Genomic DNA, 14,045 nt, shown 5'->3' with positions numbered 1-14,045 from the left:
CCGCCACGTGACAACAATTTTTCAAGCAGTAACACATGCCTACGCCGAAGCTTGGGCCCGGCGTTGGGTCTTTGTGCCAATCTATGTCGCTGTGCGTTTGCTGTTGGTGGCGTTGATCGCACCGGGTGTGGCCGTGGCCGTCAATCTGGCGGTCTCTCTGTCAGATCAGACCGCTCTGACCGACCAGGACATTGCGATGTTCCTGCTGTCTCCGGCAGGGTTCATCGCGGGTGTCGCGGTGCTCAGCCTGTTTTTGCTGGCCGAGGTCTTTGTGTTCTCGGTCATGGCCGGGTCCTTGCGCATGGGGGAAGGCGACCCCTGGCGCGCAGGGGGCGCGGCGCTGGCACTGAACCTGTCCCGCTTTCCGGCACTGTTCGGGTTTGCCGTTCGGTTCATCCTGCGTGTCTTGCTGCTTGCCCTGCCGTTTGTGGCCATCGCGGGGTTGATCGCATGGTGGACGCTGACGGAATATGACATCAATTATTACCTGACGTTCCACCCTCCGGCCTTTCAGGTGGCCGTGGTTCTTATTGGACTTGTCGGTCTTGCGTTGGCATGGGTGTTGATTCGTCGTCTGTCCGGATGGGCACTGGCCCTGCACTTGGTCCTGTTTGAAGGTGCTTCACCACGCGGAGCATTCGCCAAAAGCGAACAAAAGATGGAAGGCAAGCGCGGGCGTTTGAAGATCGAACTTGCCCTTTGGCTGGGAATGCGGCTTGTGATTGCGGCGTTGATAGCTGCAATGGCAAGTTTGTTGTTTGCGCTTGTGCCGGTGCAGGAAGGCGGCAGCCTCAGACTGGCATTGATCCTCAGCCTGATCATCGCAGGGCTTTGGTCCTTGGCGGGGTTGGTTCTGGCGGCAACAGCGCTGGGCGCGCTGGCGGTTGTGCTGGACGCGTTTTTCGAAGCTGAGACAAAAGAAGTTCCCCATCCCGAACCCCGAAGGGTCCGCGTACCTGTACTTGTGACTGTCGCAGCGGCCCTGGCGGCATTGGGCATTGGCCTTTGGTTCGGTCAAAGCCTGCTGGAACGGGTGCAGGCGCCGGATCATGCTGAGGTCATCGGTCACCGGGGCGCTGCGGCTTTACGACCGGAAAACACAATGGCCTCGGTCTTGAAAGCGATCGAGGATGGTGCGGACTGGGTTGAGATAGACGTTCAGGAAACGGCGGATGATGTGATTATCGTGGCCCATGACAGCGATTTCATGAAGTTGGCCGGCGTCAACCTGAAGGTCTGGGATGCTACGATACAGGATGTGGCTGATATCGACATTGGAAGCTGGTTCGGGCCGGAATACGCCGCAGAGCGGACCCCGACCCTGCGAGAGGTTCTGGAAGCGGCCAGGGGCAAGTCCAAGGTCCTTATCGAACTGAAATACTATGGTCATGACGTTGATTTGGAAAACCGGGTGATCCACCTTGTCGAAGAGCTCGGGATGCAGGGCGACATTGCTACCATGTCGCTGAAGTACCCGGCTGTGCAAAAGATGAAAAAGTTACGCCCCGACTGGCGCTCCGGCGTGCTGGCGGCCACGGCTGTCGGGGATCTGTCGGGGCTTGAAGGCGAATTTGTTGCGGTCAATGCAGGCATGGTGACACCGGGACTGATCCGCAAGGTGCAGGACGCGGGCAAGGATATCTACGTCTGGACTGTGAATGATCCGTTGCAGATGTCCAGAATGGCCTCGATGGGGGTGGATGGTCTGATCACAGACCGCCCGGCCATGGCCAATGAGGTTTTGCGCGTGCGCGCTGAAATGGGGCCGGGTGAGCGGCTGTTGCTGTGGCTGGCCACTACGTTTGGATTGCAGGTCGATACAGAGGCTATGCGCGATGAAAGCCCTTAAACTGGCGCTGATTCTGGCTCTGCCGCCACTGTCGGCATGGGCTCAGGATTTGATGCGAGGATTTGAAATGCCGGGCCACCGAGCGCTGATCGAACAAAGCGAGGGCGCCGAACTGACCTCGTTTGAAACTGACGGCTGTTCAGGCGGGTTGTCAGCCAGTTGGCGCTGGGTGGCAAAGCAGTTTCCGCAAGTTGGCGAACTGTATCAAGAGCACCCGCCATGGGAGTACTGCTGCGTGACCCATGACCGGGCTTATCACAATGCAGGAGGAGCGGAGACGACCGAGGAAAGCTATGACGCACGTCTGGCTGCGGATGACGCCTTGCACGCCTGTGTGGTAGAGCACGGAGACCGCCATGCAGAAGATTATGCCGACCGGTACGACATGACACCTGACCAGATTCGCAGCGTGCACGCGATCACTGCGGATGCAATGTATGGGGCGGTGCGATTCGGTGGCGGGCCCTGTAGCGGCCTGCCCTGGCGGTGGGGTTTCGGGTATCCCGGTTGCTCGGTTCTCAAGTAAGCGCATCTTGCGCGTGAAAGACGTGGTGACAGGCGTTGTATTTTCTATTATCCAACAGATCAAACACGCGAATTGGGAATCTGAGACTCATGGCTGAATACAAGCACGGCGAAATGGACATCACGGTCCAAACCAAAACTTTCAATGGTTTCATCAAAGCCACCACGTGGTGTGTAGTCGCCATTGCCTTCCTGTGCCTGTTTCTGGCGGTTTTCGCCTCCTGATAGTATTGGGGGCTAAATTGCTCAGGATTTTGATTGCCTGCTTGTTGGCAGCGACGCTGGCAGGCTGTGCCAATTCAAGCCGTCCTCAGGCGGATCAGAATGAAGTCGTATCCCGGTCCTACCGTGATCCGGGGCTATCGACGCTAACGCTTTACACGATGATCAGCACCCGCACCGGATCGGGTGCACATACGTCGCTGATGATCTCGGGTAGCGAGCGGGTGATCTTTGACCCTGCCGGTTCGTTCCGGGCGGATGTTGTTCCTGTGAAGGATGACGTGCTCTATGGCATTACCCCGGCGGTCGAGCGGGCCTATCGCAGCTCGCACGCGCGCGAAACGCATTATGCCCGTATACAGACCATACAGGTGAGCCCGCAACAGGCTGAAATCGCCTTGCAACTGGCAAAGCAGTCCGGTCCGGTCGCCGGCGCATTCTGCACCAACGCGACTTCGCAACTGTTGAAGCAGGTGCCGGGATTCGAGCAGATCGATGTGACGTTCTATCCGGTGAAATTGTCGGAACAGTTCGCAAAGATTCCGGGCGTCGTGACCGAAGAGTACCGGGAAAACGACGATGCGGATCTGCAAAAAGGGTTGGCGGCGAACAATGCGCGTCTCAACCAGCTGAACGCTGTCTCAACTCAGTAGATAAAGCAGACCATAGAGCGTGGCGGCCCCGGAAAAGATGGCCGCCAGCACGTTTTTGCTGATCACTCCCACTATCAGGGCAACAGCCGCCGCCGACATACGGGGCAGATCGGGCTGTCCTTCGGTGGCCGATGGCCAGACAACCAGCGGTGCGATCAATGCAGGAAGGATGGCCACCGCTGTATACCGCAGGTGACGCAGCAGCCAGGGCGGCATCGTGCGATCACCTACAAAACCGATAAAGACAAAGCGAAGCGCATAACTGCCGATGGCAAGCCCGATGATAATGGCCCAGATGGTGACGGACTCCGGCTGCGTCATGACTGCGTCTTTCTACGTTCGAGGATCAGTTCCGCTTGCGCTCCGGCAATCATTCCAGCGCATCCGGCGATCAACAGACCCAGATTGAACGGGATTGCGACCGTCAGCAACGAAACCGTGATGGCCACAAGTGCTGCGACCACATGTGCAAAGGTCCGCATCATCGGCCCTATCATGGCCAGAAAGGTAATAGGCAGGGCAAAATCCAGCGCCCAGCTTTCCGGTATTTGTGCACCCAGAACTGCGCCCAGATAGGTGCCCAGAATCCAGAGCGGCGTGATCGGCGTGACAGAGCCCACGAAATAGGCCATGCGTTGTGGCACTGACAGGTCAGGCTCTTTCTCGAACCGCACGATGGAGCAGGCATAAGATTGATCCACGGTCAGATATGCCGCAAAGGCACGCTGCCACATGGGCGCGGAACCCAGGTAAGGTGTCAGTGATGCGGAATACATCGCCATACGCAGATTCACGGCCAGCGCCGAGATTACGATGATCACGGTCGGGGTGTTGTCCTGCAACAGTTGCAGGGCCGCGAATTGCGCTGCTCCGGCAAAAACGGTCGATGTAAAGGCCATCGTCTGAACAAGGGTCAGCCCGGCTTCGGTCGCGAAAACACCAAACAGAAGGCCAAAGGGCACGGCGACGAAGACGAACGGCGTCCCGTCCCGAAAACCTTTCCAGAAGTATGACTTGGATGTGGCAGAGGCCATGGCTAAATCCTATGGTGATGCGTGCAGCAGTAACTGTCTTGGGAAGGGGTTGCAATTGGCCACGGAATTCGATCTGTCGGACTATCTTATCGCCCCTGATCCGGGCGCGACACGCCTGACCCGCGCGGTTGAGGGTGTGGACCAGAACGGCGAAATCAACCAGATTTCGGTGGTCGAAGAGCGCCCGTTGACGATATTCCTCAACGCGCAGGAAATCGTGACAGCGATGACCATTGGCGATTACCCCGAATATCTGGCGCTGGGCTTTCTGCGCAATCAGGGGATGCTACTGGCGGATGACGAAATCACGCGCGTGGAATATGATGACGATCTTGAAACCGTGATCGTTCGCACCGCGCGCCAGACGTCTTACGAGGATAAGCTGAAGAAAAAGACGCGCACCAGCGGGTGTGCCGTAGGTACGGTGTTTGGCGACATGATGGAGGGGCTTGAGGACGTGCAACTGCCGCAGGTTCAGGTGCGTACTTCGTGGCTGTACGAACTGGCCTCGAAGATCAACCGCACCCCGTCGCTGTATCTCGAGGCCGGGGCAATCCACGGCACTGTCCTGTGCCGTGAAAACCGCCCGCTGGTGTATATGGAAGACGTGGGCCGCCATAACGCTGTCGACAAGATTGCAGGCTGGATGCTGTCCGAGAATGAGGCGGCGGAGGACAAGATTCTCTATACCACCGGTCGCCTGACATCCGAGATGGTGATCAAGACGGCAATGATGGGCATTCCGGTTCTGGCCTCCCGCTCAGGCTTCACCGCATGGGGTGTCGAGATCGCGCGCGAAGTCGGGCTGACGCTGATCGGCAGGATGCGCGGGCAGCGCTTTGTCTGCCTCTCGGGTGACGACCGTCTGCTGCGCGACGTAGACCCGTCTACCGTGTCAGGCGAGGACAAGAAACACCGCCGCAAAAGTGCAGGATGATTTTGGAAACTCTCAGACTCTTTTTCTTGATTGTTGTGACGGTCAGTATCTTACCGCTGAGCATTCTTGCTGCCCGAAACTACGCACGCAGCAAACGGACCATCGTAGACGGGATGGCACGGTTGGACGAGGAAACTCTGAATCGATTGGGATGGGACGCAAGAGACTATATCGGTACATTTGACCTGTTTGCCCCATTCCGGATGGGGTGGACAGCTTGGGGATTGGCGGTGAAAAAACAAAGCGCTGTATTGCAACGTATCCTCCTTCAAGGTTTGCCGGACTCAGTCGTATTACCCGACGAAATCCGACGATCACTCCGCAGGTATCGGTGCTATTTCTGGTCGTTTTTCGCGCCTATGGCGGTTTTGGTGCTGTTTCTCGCTTCCATTCGCTTCAGCCATGTTTTGGCCGACTTTTCCGGACTTCCTTTGAGCCTGTGTTTCATTTTGCTTGGTGCGGGCAATGGGGTTTGGATTTTTACACCGCTGGAGAAATTTCGAAAATGGCCGGATATCGAAGACCCATCATGACCAAACCGCTTGGCATAATTCTCGCAGGCGGGCAGGCCACACGTATGGGCGGTGGCGACAAAGGTCTGCTGCAGATTGGAAGGCAGAGCCTGCTGTACCATGTTATCGAACGTATCGCTCCACAGGTGAGTGGCCTGGCGTTGAACGCCAATGGAGACCCCGAGCGTTTCGCCGACCTGAACCTGCCCGTCCTGCCTGATACGATCAACGGATTTGCGGGCCCTCTGGCCGGTGTGCTGGCCGGGCTCGACTGGGCGGCAGGGCAGGGGGCAGACAGCATCGTGACGGTTGCCGCAGACACGCCATTCTTCCCGCGCGACCTGGTGGCGCGACTGACACAGGCTGCGGAAGGGCAGGTGCACCCTCTGGTGTTGGCCACCACGCCGCGTACGGGCGACGAGGCGCTGAAATCCGGCGGGGGCAAGCGGGTCAACCGACACCCGACCTTTGGGATCTGGCCCGTGGCGCTTCGCGATGATCTGCGGGGGGCGCTGATGGACGGGTTGCGCAAGGTGGTGATGTGGACTGACAAACATGACGGGCGCGAGGCTTTGTTCAACGCCGACCCGTTCGATCCGTTCTTCAACGTCAACACGCCTGAAGACCTGGACCGTGCCCGAACTTTGTTGGAGCAGGCATGAGGATCTATGGCGTCACGGGCTGGAAGAATACCGGCAAAACCGGGCTGATGGAACGGCTGGTGGCCGAGATCTCCAGCCGGGGTTTCTCGGTCTCTACGGTCAAACACGCGCATCACAGCGTCGATGTGGATCAACCGGGCACGGACAGTCACCGGCACCGCGTGGCAGGGGCCAGCGAGGTATTGCTTGCCTCAGGGCAACGCATTGCTCTGATGCAGGAATTGCGGGGCGCGCCTGAACCGCCCCTCGCCGAACTGTTGGCGCGGCTCTCGCCGGTCGATCTGGTGCTGGTCGAAGGGTTCAAGCGCGAGGACCACCCCAAGATCGAAGCGTATCGCGCCGCGGCGGGTAACGCGCTGATGGCACCTGAAAACGGCACCATCCGCGCGGTGGCCAGTGACACCGCGCTGGATCTGGATTGCCCGGTTTTTGATCTGAACGACACGGCTGGCGTCACGGATTTCATACTGAAAGAGGTCGAATTGTGAGCCTGTTCCAAACCTTTGCAATGGTGGATTGGTCTGGGGGGAACGACACCGGGCCGACCCCGCGCAAGGATGCGATCTGGGCCTGCATTGTACGTAATGGAAAAGTGTTTGACCCCGAATACCTGCGTAACAGGCTGGTTGCAGAGCAATGGTTGGATACTCTGATCCGAGCCGAACTGAAGGCCGGTCGCCGTCTGCTTCTTGGGTTCGATTTTCCTTTTGGATATCCTTGCGGATTCGCCCGCGCGATGACCGGTACGGACGATCCGCTGGCTTTGTGGGACTGGTTCGACCAACATATCGAGGATTCCCCGAAGGCCAACAATCGCTTTGATCTGGCGGGTCGGATCAACTTGCGGTTTGGTGGTCTCGGCCCGTTCTGGATGAACGGATTGCGCCGAGATATTGACGGTCTGCCGCGTACCAAAACGGGCTATTCAAACCCGTTCCCGGACCGCCGTGTCGTTGAGACTCTGGCAAAAGGCAGCTTCACTTGCTGGCAGATGGCAGGGGCAGGCGCGGTTGGCGGACAAGTTATGATGGGATTGCCAGTTCTGAACCGGCTTCGCCACCGGTTTGCCGGGCAAGTCTCTGTCTGGCCGTTCGAGCCGCTGGATAAACCCGTCGCCTTCGTGGAAATCTGGCCGTCTTTATCCCTTGGCGCGGCACCGGATGGACGGATCAAGGACGCTTGGCAGGTTGAACAGGTTGCCTTGACTCTGTCGCGTCTGACAGAGCAGGAGTTGGATGCACAATTGAACGTCTCAGCGGCAGAGGAAGGTTGGATATTGGGTGTGCCTCAGGACAAGCCGAACATAGCCCCGCCTCCGTTGCGGAACGATTGTTTTGCATTGCCTGCCGGGGTCAACTGGACACCGGTCGATGACGCTCTGGCCTATTTGCGCGACGGGCTGCACCCGATCACGTCAGTTGAGACGGTTGCGCTGAACAACACGAGCGGGCGCATTCTGGCCGGGGATGTGGTCGCCCGACGCTCGAACCCGCCGTTACCGAATACGGCTGTGGATGGGTTCGGGTTTGCTGGCCCCGCCCCCGATGGCCCACAGATCATGCCATTGATTGACGGGCGTGCGGCGGCGGGAATTCCGTTCGACGGTGACGTGCCTCAAGGCCGGGCATTGCGCGTGCTGACGGGTGCGGCGCTGCCTGACGGGGTGGATACGGTTATTCTGGAAGAGGATGTCACGGTCAAAGACGGCCACATTGCTTTCCACGGCCCGCTTAAAAAAGGCGCAAATACACGGCGCGCGGGAGAGGACGTGACCGCAGGCGATATCGCTCTTCCTGCCGGGCGCAGGCTGACTCCCGCCGATCTTGCGCTGCTGTCTGCCGTGGGGATTGCCGAAGTCAACGTACGTAAACCGCTTCGCGTGGCTGTAGTGTCCACGGGCGATGAACTGGTCGAAGCCGGAGAGCGTGCTGGTCCGGGTCAGATTTTCGACGCCAACCGCCCGTTGCTGCTGTCATTGATCGATCGGATGGGGTTCGTGCCCGTGGATATGGGCCGTGTTTCGGATGATCGGGACGCCTTGCGGGATCGATTGGACCAGTCAGCAAAACAGGCGGATGTGATTTTGACCAGTGGTGGCGCGTCAGCAGGCGACGAGGACCACGTCTCAGCCTTGTTGCGTCAGGCCGGGGCGATGCAGCACTGGCGCATTGCGTTGAAGCCCGGGCGGCCGCTGGCTCTGGGTTTGTGGTCCGGCGTGCCGGTGTTTGGCCTGCCCGGAAACCCGGTTGCGGCCATGGTCTGTACTTTGATCTTCGCGCGCCCGGCTTTGGGGTTGATGTCCGGCGAAGGCTGGGCTGAACCGCAGGGTTTCGAAGTGCCTGCCGCCTTTGAAAAGCGTAAAAAACCGGGTCGCCGGGAATATCTGCGCGCCAGAATGCGCGATGGGCGGGCCGAAGTCTTCCACTCGGAAGGGTCAGGCCGGATCAGTGGTCTCAGCTGGGCTGAAGGGTTGGTCGAAATCGAGGACGGTGCGCGTCACGTCAAACCGGGCGATATGGTCCGTTTCCTCCCGTATGGAAGTTTCGGGTTGTGACGGTCACGATTTCCAGAGAGTTCGCCGATCATGAACGCGCGCAAGCGGCGGCCCTGTTCTGGCAGGCATTTTCGGCCAAGCTGGGCAAAGTCATGGGTCCGGACGAAAAAGGATTAGCTTTCTTTGAAATCGCATTGAACCCGGATTTCGCGCTGGTTGCGCGGGATGAAACGGGCCGGGTGCTGGGTCTGGCGGGTTTCAAGACACGTGACGGCTCTTTTGCGGGGGGCAATATGTCCGACCTGGCGCGGGTCTATGGCTGGTTCGGGGCTATCTGGCGCGCTTTGGTTCTGAGCGTGCTGGAGCGCGAGCTGAAACCGGGCGTGTTCCAGATGGATGGTATTTTTGTCGCTGCCGAGGCGCGCGGCAAAGGAGTGGGCACGGCATTGCTGAATGCCATCAAGTGCGAGGCCCGCAACCACAACATGTCAGAGGTTCAGCTTGATGTCATCGACACAAACCCCCGGGCCCGCAGCTTGTACGAGCGCGAGGGGTTTCTGCCTTTGGGTCAAGAAAAAACCGGACCGCTGAAGTATCTGTTCAATTTCAGCAGTGCGACCAAAATGTCGTGGGTTGTCGGGCCGGATTAATCAAACGTGCCTGCCACGCGGCCCAGCAACATGAATGCGCGTGCCGTTCGGGTTTCACCCAATTCACTCAGTTCCGCATCGCTTGCCGTGGGTTCAAACTCGGCCATCATCTTGTCAAACCGACGCAGGAAATGGTGAGCGGCGTCGCGGAAAATCGGGTCCTGTTTCATTCGGGCTGCCGTCAGTGCAAGTGAAGATCTGTCGCGTACACCCCCCAGCGCCGCCACAGCTCGCCCGCGTGTGCCCTGGGCGAACTGGCGCCAGATTTCTGGCCGGGCCATGTCGGGGCGCAGGTCATCCATGTAGATGCCTTCCTGGCTGAGCAGCGTCAGAACATCCTGCGAAGCTTGCACAAGCTGTGCCGTCTTGCGGTCCTTCAATGCAACACGCAGTGCATTGAACCCCTCGGTGTCGTCCTGCGTTTCGGGGAAATTCAGTGCGCGGATGAAAACCTCGGTACTCAGTGGTGAAGTGATCTCTTCCGCAGGTGTCCCAAGTTCCAACGAGGTCTGGTCGCCCTGAGTGGAAGGCTGCGCCGCTGCGGCAGAGCGCGCGGTGCGTTTGCTCGAGAATGTTGCCAAGGCGTCTTCGGTTTTCCGTGTGGCCGCAGCGATTTCGTCCAGCTTTTTGGTTACCGCGGGTTCATAAGTGCTGGAGGCGCGTTGCTGCTGCGCCACATAGGCTTGTCGGATCGCGTCAATTGCTGTTTGCAGGCGTTCGCTTTCCTCTCGCATCACCCGGCTGGCGCGCATCGCGGTGGCCGCAACCCAGATCATCGCCACGGGCATGAACACGGCCAGAAAGGCGACGACAAAGCCACCGTTCTGCCCTTGGCCGGGCAGCACGAGAAAGACGACCGACACCACCAGCCAGATCAGGCTGAACACCAGTGCGGCAATCTCGATTTCGGTGACAGCCGGAGTCTTCGGGCGATCATAGATGCCCAGCGACGTCGGCTTTTCGGTCTCCGGGTCAGGTTTTGGCCCCGACATTACATGCGCTCCGGTCAGGCGTACTCGATACTCAGGATTTCGTAAGAGCGCACGCCGCCGGGTGTACGCACTTCGACACTGTCCCCTTCATCTTTGCCGATCAGGGCGCGGGCGATGGGGGATTTGATGTTCAGCAGGCCGTTTTCGATATTGGCCTCGTATTCACCAACGATCTGCCAAGTCTTTTCTTCCTCGGTATCTTCGTCGACCAATGTAACCTTTGCGCCAAATTTGACTGCGCCGGTCAACTTGGACGGGTCAATGACGTCGGCAAGCGACAGGATACCTTCCAGTTCCTTGATGCGACCTTCGATGAAGCCCTGTTTTTCGCGGGCAGAATGATATTCGGCGTTTTCCTTCAGGTCGCCCAGTTCCCGCGCCGATGCGATCGCTTCGATGATCGCCGGGCGTTCAACGGATTTGAGATTCTTCAGCTCAGCCGCGAGCGCGGCATTGCCCGCAGGCGTCATCGGGATCTTTTCCATACTCTCTACGTCCACGCATAAATTGAGTCGCCCCGCCGCACAGAAGCGTCGGGGCGAATGTTAGGTTGGCAGTTACCTGACCCAAATGCCACGTGAATTGCAAGAGGTGTCAGCGCTAGCAGCGATCAATTCGCGACTTCGCGCCGTTTTGATTTAGGATGGGGCCTGTGCCGATGATCGGGATGCCGCGACCTTCGCCAACGCTGCGACGGGGTGCAAAGCCAAATCATCTCAATCATATTGCACCACTTCGAACTCGATGCCGTTATCATCCCTGAAATAGAATCGACGTCCAGGTTCGTAATCGGCGTGGTTGTGGGGTTCGAACCCCACATCGCGCACTTTGGCTTCGGTCGCATCGATATCTTCGACCAGCACGCCAACATGGTTTAGCCCTCCGACCACATCGTAGCTGCTTTCATCCGACTGTTTCGGGTCGTCAGGTTTATACAGCGCCAGATACGTATGGGCCGAGCCGACATGCACAGTGTATCCACCGGCAATTGCAGGGCCTTCCCAACGGGTTTTCCAGCCAAAGACCTTTTGCATCCAACCGGCCGAGGCCTGCGGGTCGCGGACAGTGAAATTGGTGTGTTCAAGCGTCGCCATCATGGGATCTCCTGTGTTTTTTGGCTTGTCCCGACTCACCGTAATTTCTAAACCTAACTTTAGGTCAAGGTGATTTTTTTGAGGGTGTGATGGCTGTTTCAGAGGGGCTGGCGATTGGCGCATTGGCCCGGCGCACAGGGCTGGCCGTGTCGGCCATCCGGTATTACGAAGCACAGGGTCTGATTTCGCCCTGGCGCAACGCGGGCGGGCAGCGACGTTACCAACGGGCCGATATTCGGCGGCTGAGCTTTGTCATGATTGCGCAGCAGTTCGGCCTGACCCTGCCTGAAATCCGTGAGGTGTTGTCGGGCCTGCCGGGAAATCGCACACCGACGCCGCAGGACTGGAAGGCCATTAGTGTACAGCTTCGGGCCCATCTGGATCAGCGAATCGATACCCTGACGCGGTTGCGCGACAACCTCGATGGCTGCATCGGGTGTGGGTGTCTGAGCTTGCCGAAATGTGCGCTCTATAATCCCGATGACCGCGCAAAATCGAATGGTAGCGGTCCCAGATACCTGATGGGGGACACACCGGAAGGTTGATGTGTCGAATAGCCCTCTTGTTACGCCGTGTTTCGATTGACCAATGTCTTTGAGACCATGTAATCAGCCGTGAAACAAAATTGCGCAGATCATGCGGTGACAGCGCCAATTCGGAAAGTTAGCTAGGGAGCCCGCGATGGCCGAGATTGAACGCGAAGCGATGGAATATGACGTGGTGATCGTGGGTGCAGGTCCTGCGGGCCTGTCTGCGGCCATCCGTTTGAAACAGCTGGATGCCGACCTGAACGTTGTGGTTCTGGAAAAAGGTTCGGAGGTTGGCGCGCATATCCTGTCGGGCGCGGTTCTCGACCCGTGTGGTCTGGATGCTCTGATCCCGGACTGGAAGGAAAAAGGCGCGCCGCTGAATGTACCGGTCAAGGACGACAAGTTCTACATGCTGGGTGAGGCGGGTCAGGTCCGTATCCCGAACTTCCCGATGCCGCCCCTGATGCACAACCACGGCAACTACATCGTGTCGATGGGCAATGTCTGCCGCTGGATGGCCGAACAGGCCGAGGAACTGGGTGTCGAGATCTTCCCGGGCATGGCGTGCTCGGAAATGGTCTATGGCGAAAATGGCGAGGTCAAAGGCGTGGTTGCCGGTGTCTTCGGTCTGGAACCAGACGGTTCCTATGGCCCCAACACCGAACCGGGGATGGAGCTGCACGGCAAATACGTGTTCCTGTCGGAAGGCGTCCGGGGTTCTCTTTCCAAGGAAGTGATTGCCAAATACGACCTGTCTGCCGGCAAAGAGCCGCAGAAATACGGTGTCGGCATGAAAGAGATCTGGGAGATCGACCCGGCCAAGCACAAGGAAGGCAGCGTCACGCACACAATGGGCTGGCCGTTGGGCAGCAACGCAGGCGGCGGTTCGTTCATTTACCATCTTGAAAACAATCAAGTTTACGTCGGCTTCGTTGTTCACCTGAACTACAAGAACCCGCACCTGTATCCCTACATGGAATTCCAGCGGTTCAAGCACCACCCGATGGTTGCTGATCTGCTGAAAGGTGGCAAGCGCGTCGCCTACGGGGCCCGCGCGATCACTGAAGGCGGCTATCAGTCAATGCCACAGCTGGTAGCTCCGGGCGTGGCGCTGTTGGGCTGTTCGGCGGGCATGGTCAACGTGCCGCGCATCAAAGGCAACCACAACGCGATGCTGTCGGGCAAAGCTGCGGCCGAAGCTGCTTATGACGCTATCAAGGCCGAGCGTTCGGGCGATGAACTGACGGCTTACGAGACTGAAGTTCGTAATGGTGCGATTGGTTCCGACCTGAAAAAGGTTCGCAATGTCAAGCCGATGTGGTCGAAGTGGGGCCTGACCGCCAGCCTGATGTTGGGTGGTCTGGACATGTGGACCAACACATTTGGCTTTTCACTGTTCGGTACGCTGGGTCACGGCAAAAACGATGCAGAATCTACCGAAGAAGCCAGTAAGCACCAGCCAATCGATTATCCGAAGCCGGATGGAACGCTGTCTTTCGATCGTTTGACGAATGTGTCGTTCGCAGCGACCAACCACGAGGAAAGCCAGCCCTGCCATTTGCGTCTGACCAATCCTGATATCCCGGTAAAGGTCAACCTGCCCAAGTTCGACGAACCGGCGCAGCGTTATTGCCCGGCAGGTGTATATGAGATGGTCGAAGACGAAGACGGTCCGCGATTCGTGATCAATTTCCAGAACTGTGTTCACTGCAAAACCTGCGACATCAAGGATCCCAGTCAGAACATCACCTGGACCACACCGCAGGGCGGTGACGGACCAAACTATCCGAACATGTAAGCAAAAAACGGGCAATGGCAGCGTCATGAAGGCTCTGCCATTGCCTCTTGCCTGCCGAAGCCCTAGCTTAACCTTCAGTCAACGATAGCAAGG

At 58.3% G+C, this 14,045-nt stretch carries 17 protein-coding genes; 12 read left to right on the top strand and 5 right to left on the bottom strand.

Translation table 11 applies throughout. The annotated features are described in order from the left end of the window. Nucleotides 1-7: 7 nt before the first annotated feature. The 4 genes from D1823_RS12460 to D1823_RS12445 all read left to right on the top strand — a co-directional run bounded on the left by D1823_RS12460 (nt 8) and on the right by D1823_RS12445 (nt 3,249). Nucleotides 8-1,849: a glycerophosphodiester phosphodiesterase gene (locus tag D1823_RS12460; RefSeq protein WP_254683725.1), complete on the top strand. Its 1,842-nt coding sequence runs from the start codon at nt 8-10 to the stop codon at nt 1,847-1,849. After that, entirely contained in the window at nt 1,836-2,375 is a 540-nt protein-coding gene (locus D1823_RS12455) for a hypothetical protein (RefSeq protein ID WP_117870445.1), read from the top strand. The genes D1823_RS12460 and D1823_RS12455 overlap by 14 nt, the downstream gene beginning before the upstream one ends. 89 nt (nt 2,376-2,464) lie before the next feature. After that, on the top strand, nt 2,465-2,599 hold the full coding sequence (locus tag D1823_RS12450) for an aa3-type cytochrome c oxidase subunit IV (protein ID WP_117870443.1): 135 nt from the start codon (nt 2,465-2,467) through the stop codon (nt 2,597-2,599). Between the two features lie 17 nt (nt 2,600-2,616). Further along, nucleotides 2,617-3,249: a hypothetical protein gene (locus D1823_RS12445; protein WP_117870441.1), complete on the top strand. Its 633-nt coding sequence runs from the start codon at nt 2,617-2,619 to the stop codon at nt 3,247-3,249. On the opposite strand, the gene D1823_RS12440 is transcribed toward D1823_RS12445, so the two are convergent. Next, nucleotides 3,238-3,570, bottom strand: coding sequence for an AzlD domain-containing protein (locus tag D1823_RS12440; protein WP_117870439.1), 333 nt, complete (start codon nt 3,568-3,570; stop codon nt 3,238-3,240). The two genes, D1823_RS12445 and D1823_RS12440, sit on opposite strands and share 12 nt — an antisense overlap. Next, on the bottom strand, nt 3,567-4,283 hold the full coding sequence (locus D1823_RS12435; RefSeq protein ID WP_117870437.1) for an AzlC family ABC transporter permease: 717 nt from the start codon (nt 4,281-4,283) through the stop codon (nt 3,567-3,569). The genes D1823_RS12440 and D1823_RS12435 overlap by 4 nt, the downstream gene beginning before the upstream one ends. A gap of 49 nt (nt 4,284-4,332) precedes the next feature. Between D1823_RS12435 and D1823_RS12430 the strand changes: the two genes are divergently transcribed. From D1823_RS12430 to D1823_RS12405, 6 genes are read left to right on the top strand one after another with little or no spacing between them, the layout of a single operon-like run. Further along, nucleotides 4,333-5,220 carry a formate dehydrogenase accessory sulfurtransferase FdhD gene (locus tag D1823_RS12430; protein WP_117872876.1) on the top strand — a complete coding sequence of 296 codons (888 nt, stop codon included), beginning with the start codon at nt 4,333-4,335 and terminating at the stop codon, nt 5,218-5,220. After that, nucleotides 5,217-5,753 carry a hypothetical protein gene (locus tag D1823_RS12425; protein WP_117870435.1) on the top strand — a complete coding sequence of 179 codons (537 nt, stop codon included), beginning with the start codon at nt 5,217-5,219 and terminating at the stop codon, nt 5,751-5,753. The genes D1823_RS12430 and D1823_RS12425 overlap by 4 nt, the downstream gene beginning before the upstream one ends. After that, nucleotides 5,750-6,394, top strand: a complete 645-nt coding sequence (gene mobA / locus D1823_RS12420) for a molybdenum cofactor guanylyltransferase MobA (RefSeq protein WP_117870433.1) — start codon at nt 5,750-5,752, stop codon at nt 6,392-6,394. The genes D1823_RS12425 and mobA overlap by 4 nt, the downstream gene beginning before the upstream one ends. Next, entirely contained in the window at nt 6,391-6,882 is a 492-nt protein-coding gene (mobB, locus tag D1823_RS12415) for a molybdopterin-guanine dinucleotide biosynthesis protein B (protein WP_117870431.1), read from the top strand. The genes mobA and mobB overlap by 4 nt, the downstream gene beginning before the upstream one ends. 20 nt (nt 6,883-6,902) lie before the next feature. After that, the gene (glp, locus tag D1823_RS12410; protein WP_117872875.1) at nt 6,903-8,948 is read left to right on the top strand and encodes a gephyrin-like molybdotransferase Glp; all 2,046 of its coding nucleotides are present in this window, start codon (nt 6,903-6,905) and stop codon (nt 8,946-8,948) included. After that, nucleotides 8,945-9,538, top strand: a complete 594-nt coding sequence (locus D1823_RS12405) for a GNAT family N-acetyltransferase (RefSeq protein WP_254683723.1) — start codon at nt 8,945-8,947, stop codon at nt 9,536-9,538. Before glp ends, D1823_RS12405 begins: the two co-directional genes overlap by 4 nt. On the opposite strand, the gene D1823_RS12400 is transcribed toward D1823_RS12405, so the two are convergent. From D1823_RS12400 to D1823_RS12390, 3 genes are all read right to left on the bottom strand, one after another. Then, on the bottom strand, nt 9,535-10,530 hold the full coding sequence (locus tag D1823_RS12400) for a hypothetical protein (RefSeq protein ID WP_117870429.1): 996 nt from the start codon (nt 10,528-10,530) through the stop codon (nt 9,535-9,537). The two genes, D1823_RS12405 and D1823_RS12400, sit on opposite strands and share 4 nt — an antisense overlap. A 14-nt stretch (nt 10,531-10,544) precedes the next feature. After that, nucleotides 10,545-11,015, bottom strand: a complete 471-nt coding sequence (greA, locus tag D1823_RS12395) for a transcription elongation factor GreA (protein WP_117870427.1) — start codon at nt 11,013-11,015, stop codon at nt 10,545-10,547. A gap of 231 nt (nt 11,016-11,246) precedes the next feature. Beyond that, entirely contained in the window at nt 11,247-11,627 is a 381-nt protein-coding gene (locus D1823_RS12390; RefSeq protein WP_117870425.1) for a VOC family protein, read from the bottom strand. Nucleotides 11,628-11,713: 86 nt separating this feature from the next. On the opposite strand from D1823_RS12390, the gene soxR reads away from it, so the two are divergent. Beyond that, nucleotides 11,714-12,169 carry a redox-sensitive transcriptional activator SoxR gene (soxR, locus tag D1823_RS12385; RefSeq protein WP_117870423.1) on the top strand — a complete coding sequence of 152 codons (456 nt, stop codon included), beginning with the start codon at nt 11,714-11,716 and terminating at the stop codon, nt 12,167-12,169. A 136-nt stretch (nt 12,170-12,305) separates the two neighbouring features. Then, on the top strand, nt 12,306-13,952 hold the full coding sequence (locus D1823_RS12380; RefSeq protein WP_117870421.1) for an electron transfer flavoprotein-ubiquinone oxidoreductase: 1,647 nt from the start codon (nt 12,306-12,308) through the stop codon (nt 13,950-13,952). The last annotated feature ends 93 nt before the right edge of the window (nt 13,953-14,045 follow it).

The sequence above is a fragment of the Ruegeria sp. AD91A genome (assembly GCF_003443535.1).
Taxonomy (GTDB): Bacteria; Pseudomonadota; Alphaproteobacteria; order Rhodobacterales; family Rhodobacteraceae; genus Ruegeria.
Note: the sequence above shows the minus strand (reverse complement) of the source record. Positions and strands in the feature narration are given on the sequence as shown.

Excerpts from the sequence above, each read along its gene's own strand:
- D1823_RS12455 (WP_117870445.1), top strand. The coding sequence starts at position 1,836 with ATGAAAGCCCTTAAACTGGCGCTGATTCTGGCTCTGCCGCCACTGTCG.
- D1823_RS12450 (WP_117870443.1), top strand. The coding sequence starts at position 2,465 with ATGGCTGAATACAAGCACGGCGAAATGGACATCACGGTCCAAACCAAA.
- D1823_RS12440 (WP_117870439.1), bottom strand. The coding sequence starts at position 3,570 with ATGACGCAGCCGGAGTCCGTCACCATCTGGGCCATTATCATCGGGCTT.
- D1823_RS12435 (WP_117870437.1), bottom strand. The coding sequence starts at position 4,283 with ATGGCCTCTGCCACATCCAAGTCATACTTCTGGAAAGGTTTTCGGGAC.
- D1823_RS12425 (WP_117870435.1), top strand. The coding sequence starts at position 5,217 with ATGATTTTGGAAACTCTCAGACTCTTTTTCTTGATTGTTGTGACGGTC.
- mobA (WP_117870433.1), top strand. The coding sequence starts at position 5,750 with ATGACCAAACCGCTTGGCATAATTCTCGCAGGCGGGCAGGCCACACGT.
- mobB (WP_117870431.1), top strand. The coding sequence starts at position 6,391 with ATGAGGATCTATGGCGTCACGGGCTGGAAGAATACCGGCAAAACCGGG.
- glp (WP_117872875.1), top strand. The coding sequence starts at position 6,903 with ATGGTGGATTGGTCTGGGGGGAACGACACCGGGCCGACCCCGCGCAAG.
- D1823_RS12400 (WP_117870429.1), bottom strand. The coding sequence starts at position 10,530 with ATGTCGGGGCCAAAACCTGACCCGGAGACCGAAAAGCCGACGTCGCTG.
- greA (WP_117870427.1), bottom strand. The coding sequence starts at position 11,015 with ATGGAAAAGATCCCGATGACGCCTGCGGGCAATGCCGCGCTCGCGGCT.
- D1823_RS12390 (WP_117870425.1), bottom strand. The coding sequence starts at position 11,627 with ATGATGGCGACGCTTGAACACACCAATTTCACTGTCCGCGACCCGCAG.
- soxR (WP_117870423.1), top strand. The coding sequence starts at position 11,714 with ATGGCTGTTTCAGAGGGGCTGGCGATTGGCGCATTGGCCCGGCGCACA.
- D1823_RS12380 (WP_117870421.1), top strand. The coding sequence starts at position 12,306 with ATGGCCGAGATTGAACGCGAAGCGATGGAATATGACGTGGTGATCGTG.